Origin of the sequence: Kitasatospora putterlickiae, assembly GCF_039527695.1 — a bacterium.
GTDB lineage: Bacteria > Actinomycetota > Actinomycetes > Streptomycetales > Streptomycetaceae > Kitasatospora > Kitasatospora putterlickiae.
In genome coordinates, this window is sequence record NZ_BAAAKJ010000198.1 from 13,261 (window position 1) to 18,946 (window position 5,686).

Below are 5,686 nucleotides of genomic sequence, written 5' to 3' on the forward strand. Positions count from 1 at the left end.
GGCCGGCGGGCCGTCACGCCGCGGCCGGGTTCAGTACTGGAGCGACTTGTACCGCAGGAACTCCTCCAGGCCGTGCCGGCCCAGTTCGCGGCCGAGGCCCGAGTTCTTGTAACCGCCGAACGGGGCCAGCGGGTTGAAGCGGCCGCCGTTGAGGTCGATCTGGCCGGCGTCCAGGCGGCGGGCGAAGCGGGCGGCGGTGTCGGTGTCGGCCGCCCAGACCCCGCCGGCCAGGCCGTACTCGGTGGCGTTGGCCAGCTCGGCCGCGTGGTCCTCGTCCTCGTACGCCAGGATCGCCAGCACCGGACCGAACACCTCCTCCCGGGCCACCGTCATGTCGGCGGTGACGTCGGCGAGCACGGTCGGGCGGACGTAGAAGCCGGTGGTGAGACCGTCCGGGGCCTCGGCGCCGCCGACCACCAGGCGCGCGCCCTCGGCGAGCGCGCCGGTGATGTAGCCGCGCACCCGCTCGCGCTGGCGGGCGCTGACCACCGGCCCGATCCGGGTCCCCGGGTCCGTCGGGTCGCCCGGGACGTACTTGCCGGCCGCCTTGGCGGCGAGCGCCACCGCCTCCTCGTACCGGTCGCGGTGGACCAGCAGCCTGGTCCACGCGCTGCAGGTCTGGCCGGAGTTGACGAACACGTTGGCGACGTTGACGTTCACCGCGCGGGCCAGGTCGGCGCCCGGCAGCACCACGTTGGCGGACTTGCCGCCCAGCTCCAGGGACACCCGCTTGATGCCGCGCCCGGCGGTCTCGGCGACCGCCCGCCCGACCGCCGTCGAGCCGGTGAACGACACCACGTCCACCTCCGGGTGGGCGGTCAGCGCCGCGCCCGCCACCGCGCCGGTCCCGGTCACCAGGTTGAGCACCCCGGCGGGGAAGCCCGCCGCGTCGACCAGCCGGGCGAACAGCCGGGCCACCAAAGGGGTGTCCTCGGCCGGCTTGAGGACCACCGGGCAGCCGGCCGCCAGCGCGGGCACCACCTTGGCGGCGATCTGGTGCAGCGGGTAGTTCCACGGGGTGATCGCCGCGACCACGCCGGCCGGCTCGGCGTGCACCACCGAGTTGCCGACCCGCTCCTCGAAGGGGTAGTCGGGCAACAGCTCCAGGTAGGAGTCGGTGACCGTCAGCGGCAGCGTGGCCTGCGTGGCGGTGGAGAAGGCGATCGGCGCTCCCAGCTCGGCCGTCACGGTGGCGGCGATCTCCTCCTGGTGGGCCGCCAGGCCGTCCCGCAGCCGGGTCAGCGGCACCAGCCGCTCGGCGGGGGTGGTCGCCCCCCAGGCACGGGCCGCCCGGCGGGCCGCCGCGACGGCGGCGCCGACGTCCGCCACACCGCCGGCCGGGACGGTGGCGAGCACCCGTTCGGTCGCCGGATCGAGCACCGGGATCGACCCCTGGTCCAGGGCGGGCCGCCAGGCACCGTCGATGTACTGGTCGGTGTACTCGGCGTACCCCTCGGCCCGTTCGGTCCGCTCGGTCTCGACCGCCATGTGCAACCCTCTCCCGCCGGTTCCGCTGCTCCTCGCGCCCCCGCCGGCCCGCCGGACGGCCGGCCCGGGGGCCCAGTCAACGGGGGAGCGCCGCGTGGACGCAAGGTTCCACGGCGGCGCGCGCCCGGTCGCGGCTCGTCCGACCGGAGCGCCGGTTCGGCGAAGGTCGTTTCCGTGATGATGACAAATCCGCCGGGGCGGCCGCAGTATGGACGGAACGGTCCGCCATTCCCGGCCGGACCGCGGTCAAGTACGCGCACATAACGCGGGGCCGCGAAATCCTTCCTTCGAACTCCGTCCAAGTTCGCTCGGAAGCCGGTAGATTGCGGCGAACTCGGCTGCGTCGGACTACCGTTGGCGGCAGGTCACGTCCTGTCCGCGTTCCCGAGGCTTCATCCCGCCCGGGCCCGGGGCCGACGAGGACCGTCGCCGGCCGCCAGGGACGAGTCCTTCCGAGCCCGGAGACAGCCGCCCATGGTCGTCCGCACCGTCTTAGGAGCCGCTTCGTGACCGACGCCGCACTTGGAACCGAGCAGCAGGAACCGCGGGAGCCGGCCGTTCTCGACGATGTGCCCGGGTGGTTCTGGGACCACGACCGCCACCTCTTCGACTGGTTCCTCGGGCGTCAGGAGAAGGCCGGCTTCTCCGGGGACCTCATGGAGATGGGCGCCTACCTGGGGCGCAGCGCGATCGTCATCGGAGCGCACCTCCAGGCCGGTGAGACCTTCACCGTCTGCGACCTGTTCGACTCGGACGCGCCGGACGACGAGAACGCCGCCGAGATGGACATGTCCTACCGCAAGACGCTGACCCGCACCGCCTTCGAGTCCAACTACCTCTCCTTCCACGACCGGCTGCCGGAGATCATCCAGGCGCCCACCTCGGTCCTGGCCGACGGTCGCGTTCCGGCCGCCGGGTTCCGGTTCATCCACATCGACGCCTCGCACCTCTACGAGCACGTGGCCGGCGACCTCCAGGTGGCCCGGACCGCGCTCGCCCCGGAGGGCGTCGTGGTGCTGGACGACTACCGCTCCGCGCACACCCCGGGCGTCGCGGCCGCCACGTGGGAGGCGGTCTTCAACCACGGTCTGCGGCCCATCGTGCTCACCGACACCAAGTTCTACGGCACCTGGGGCGACCCGGAGCCCGCCCAGCTCGACCTGCTGGCCCGCCGGGGCACCCTGCCGAACTGCTCGATCACCAATGAGACGCTCGCCTCGCAGCGGGTGGTCCGGATCGACGGCAACGCGGAGGGCGCCGAGCCGTTCCGCGTCTCGCGTCACCACGAGCGGCTGGTCGTCGAGGCCGCGCGGCGCGAGAAGTCGCAGGCCACCGAGGAGGCCCTGCGCGCCGCCGAGCGCGAGCGTGACGAGGCGGTGCGCGACCTCGCCGCGCGCCGGGCCCGCGCCGCCGAGCGCCGACGGCCGGCCAACGTCGCCAAGCGGGCGGTCGGCGACCTGCTGCCGCCCGTGGTCACCTCCGCGATCCGGCGCGCCCGGCGCGGCTGACGGCGTCCCACCGGGGGCGCGCACCCCCGTTGCCGGGGGTGCGCGGCCGGTGCGGTGTTTCGGCGCTCCTCTTTCGCTGCTCCTCTTTCGGTGCTCCGGTTTCGCGGTGCGTCGGCGTTCGGGCGGAGCATCGAAAGCGGTACCGCTCAGGGCCGGAAGAATGCGCTTTTCGGACCCCTCCCGCCAGGCTGAGGATGGCAGGTGAACCAGCCCGCCGGGAGGAATCCGTGTCGCCTGTCTCGCCCGCCGCCCCACCCGCCGTCCAGCCGCCCGTGGCGCCGCCCATCGACGCCGGGGTGCTGCCGCTCACCGCCGAGGCGGGCCCCGCCGGGCTCGCCGTCGGCGGAGTGGCGCTGACCGAACTCGCCCGCCGGTTCGGCACTCCGCTCTTCGTCTACGACGAGGAGCACCTGCGCCGCCGCTGCCGGGAGGCCGTCGCCGCCTTCGGCCCGGGCAACGTCGCCTACGCCTCGAAGGCCTTCCTCTGCGCCGCGATGGCCCGGCTCGCCGCCGAGGAGGGCCTGCTGCTCGACGTCGCCTCCGGCGGCGAACTGCGCACCGCGCTCCACGCCGGGGTCTCCCCGGAGCGGATCGTGCTGCACGGCAACAACAAGAGCGAGGCCGAACTGCGCACCGCCCTCACCGCCGGTCTGCGGCACGTCGTCGTCGACAGCTTCGACGAGCTGGACCGGATCGAGCGCCTGGTCGCCGAGGAGGGCCTGCCGCCGGCCCGGGTCCAGCTGCGGGTGGCGCCGGGCGTCGCGGCGGGCGCCCACGAGGCGATCCGCACCGGCGGGCACGACTCCAAGTTCGGCTTCGGCCTGGCCGACGGCGCCGCCGAGGCCGCCGTCCGGCGGGCCGCCGCCTCGCCGGCGGTCCGGCTGGAGGGTGTGCACGCGCACGTCGGCTCGCAGGTCCTGGACCCGGCCGAACTCGCCGACGGCGCCGCCGCCGTGGCCCGGTTCGCGGTGGACAGCGGAGTGGCCCGGCTGACGGTGGGCGGCGGACTCGGGGTGGCGTACCTGGCCGGCCAGAGCGCGCCGTCCTTCGCGGTGTGGGCGGACCGGGTGCGGGCGGCCGTCCGGGGGGCCGGCTGGACCGGGGAGGTCGGCGTCGAACCGGGGCGCTCGATCTCTGCGCGGGCCGGGCTGACCCTCTACCGGGTGGGCACGGTCAAGCGGATCGCGGGCGTGCGGACGTACGTGAGCGTCGACGGCGGGATGAGCGACAACCTCCGCCCCGCCCTGTACGGCGCGCGCTACGAGGCGTTCCTGCCGCGCTGCCCGCAGGAGCCCAGGCCGCTGCGCGCCCGCCTGGTCGGGAAGCACTGCGAGAGCGGGGACGTCATCATCGACGACGCCGCCCTCCCGGCCGACCTGCGGATCGGCGATGTGCTCGCGACTCCGGTCACCGGCGCGTACGGGTACGCGATGGCGTCGAACTACAACAAACTGCCGCGCCCGGCGGTGGTCTTCGTCCGGGACGGCGACGCCCGGGTGGTGGTGCGCCGGGAGACCGAGGAGGACCTGCTCCGCCTCGACGTCGTCCCCACCGCGTGGTGCCAGACCACCGACGCCTGACTGACGACCGGGTCGAATATGTCGACCGGTCTACCTATTCGCTAAAATAGGTAGACCGGTCTACTTTTTCCCGAGGGTAAATATGCAGACCGGTCTACTGAATCGAGAAAAATCGACCGACCGGTCTACAGACCCGCCCTCCGCCCCTGACCAGCCGAGATGACCTACCCTGGCCCGATGCTGAACAGCGCCCGCCTGCTCGTCCTGTTGGAGATCGCCCGCCGGGGCACCATCGTGGCCGCGGCACAGGCGCTGCACCTGAGCCCGTCCGCCGTCTCCCACCAGCTCGCCCGCCTCGAACAGGAACTGGGCGTCGCACTCGTCGAGCGTCAGCCGCAGTCCCTGCGGCTGACCCCGGCCGGCGTCCGGCTGGCCGAGCACGCCCAGGCGATCGCCGACCTGATGGCCGTCGCCCAGGACGACCTGCGCGCCCACTCCGAGGGCACGGCCGGCGTGCTGCGCCTCGGCTTCTTCGCCTCGGCCGGCCTCGACCTGCTGCCCCGCGCGCTCACCGCCTTCTCCGCCCGGCACCCGCAGGTCGAACTCGAACTCATCATGGGCCAGCCGCACGAACTGCTCCCCGACCTGGAGGCCGGCCGCCTGGACGCGGCGGTGGTCTTCGAGCACCCGCTCGACCCCTGGATCCGGCAGGCCGGCCGCCAGGGCGTCGCCGAGGTCGAACTCTACTTCGAAGAGCCGCAGTTGGTGATCGTGCCGCTGCGCCACCGGCTCGGTCGGCGGACCCTGGTCCGGCTCGCCGAACTCGACGGCGAGAGCTGGATCGGTACCCACGGCGGTTCGACCGGCGAGCCGGTGCTGGAACGCGCCTGCGCCGCCGAGGGGTTCCGCCCCCGGGTGCGCTGCCGCAGCGACCACTACCAGGTGACCATCAACCTCGCCCGGGCCGGCATGGGCGTCGCGCTGATCCCGGCGCTCGGCCTGGCCGACAGCGCCGGTGTGCACGTCTGCCGCCTGGACCACCCGCAACTGCACCGCCGGATCGGCGTGGCCACCCGGGCCACCAACCGCAACCCCGCCGTCCGGGCGTTCCTCGCCGAACTGCGGGCGGCCGCCCGGGAGGTCAGGTCACTGCTCGAACTGCAGTGGTCC

At 74.0% G+C, this 5,686-nt stretch carries 4 protein-coding genes; 3 read left to right on the forward strand and 1 reads right to left on the reverse strand.

Going from position 1 to position 5,686, the window contains the following annotated elements; genetic code table 11:
- Positions 1-30: 30 nt before the first annotated feature.
- Entirely contained in the window at positions 31-1,488 is a 1,458-nt protein-coding gene (locus tag ABD308_RS19835) for an aldehyde dehydrogenase family protein (RefSeq protein WP_344337129.1), read from the reverse strand.
- 506 nt (positions 1,489-1,994) lie between these two features.
- Here ABD308_RS19835 and ABD308_RS19840 point away from each other — a divergent pair.
- From ABD308_RS19840 to ABD308_RS19850, 3 genes are all read left to right on the forward strand, one after another.
- Entirely contained in the window at positions 1,995-2,996 is a 1,002-nt protein-coding gene (locus tag ABD308_RS19840) for a class I SAM-dependent methyltransferase (RefSeq protein WP_344337130.1), read from the forward strand.
- 227 nt (positions 2,997-3,223) lie between these two features.
- Complete coding sequence (lysA, locus tag ABD308_RS19845) at positions 3,224-4,576, forward strand: diaminopimelate decarboxylase (protein WP_344337132.1); 1,353 nt, start codon at positions 3,224-3,226, stop codon at positions 4,574-4,576.
- Between the two features lie 177 nt (positions 4,577-4,753).
- A partial coding sequence (locus ABD308_RS19850) for a LysR family transcriptional regulator (RefSeq protein WP_344337133.1) occupies positions 4,754-5,686 on the forward strand: 933 nt, incomplete at its 3' end.

Coding starts and splice junctions, on each gene's coding strand:
- ABD308_RS19835 (WP_344337129.1), bottom strand. CDS start 1,488: ATGGCGGTCGAGACCGAGCGGACCGAACGGGCCGAGGGGTACGCCGAG.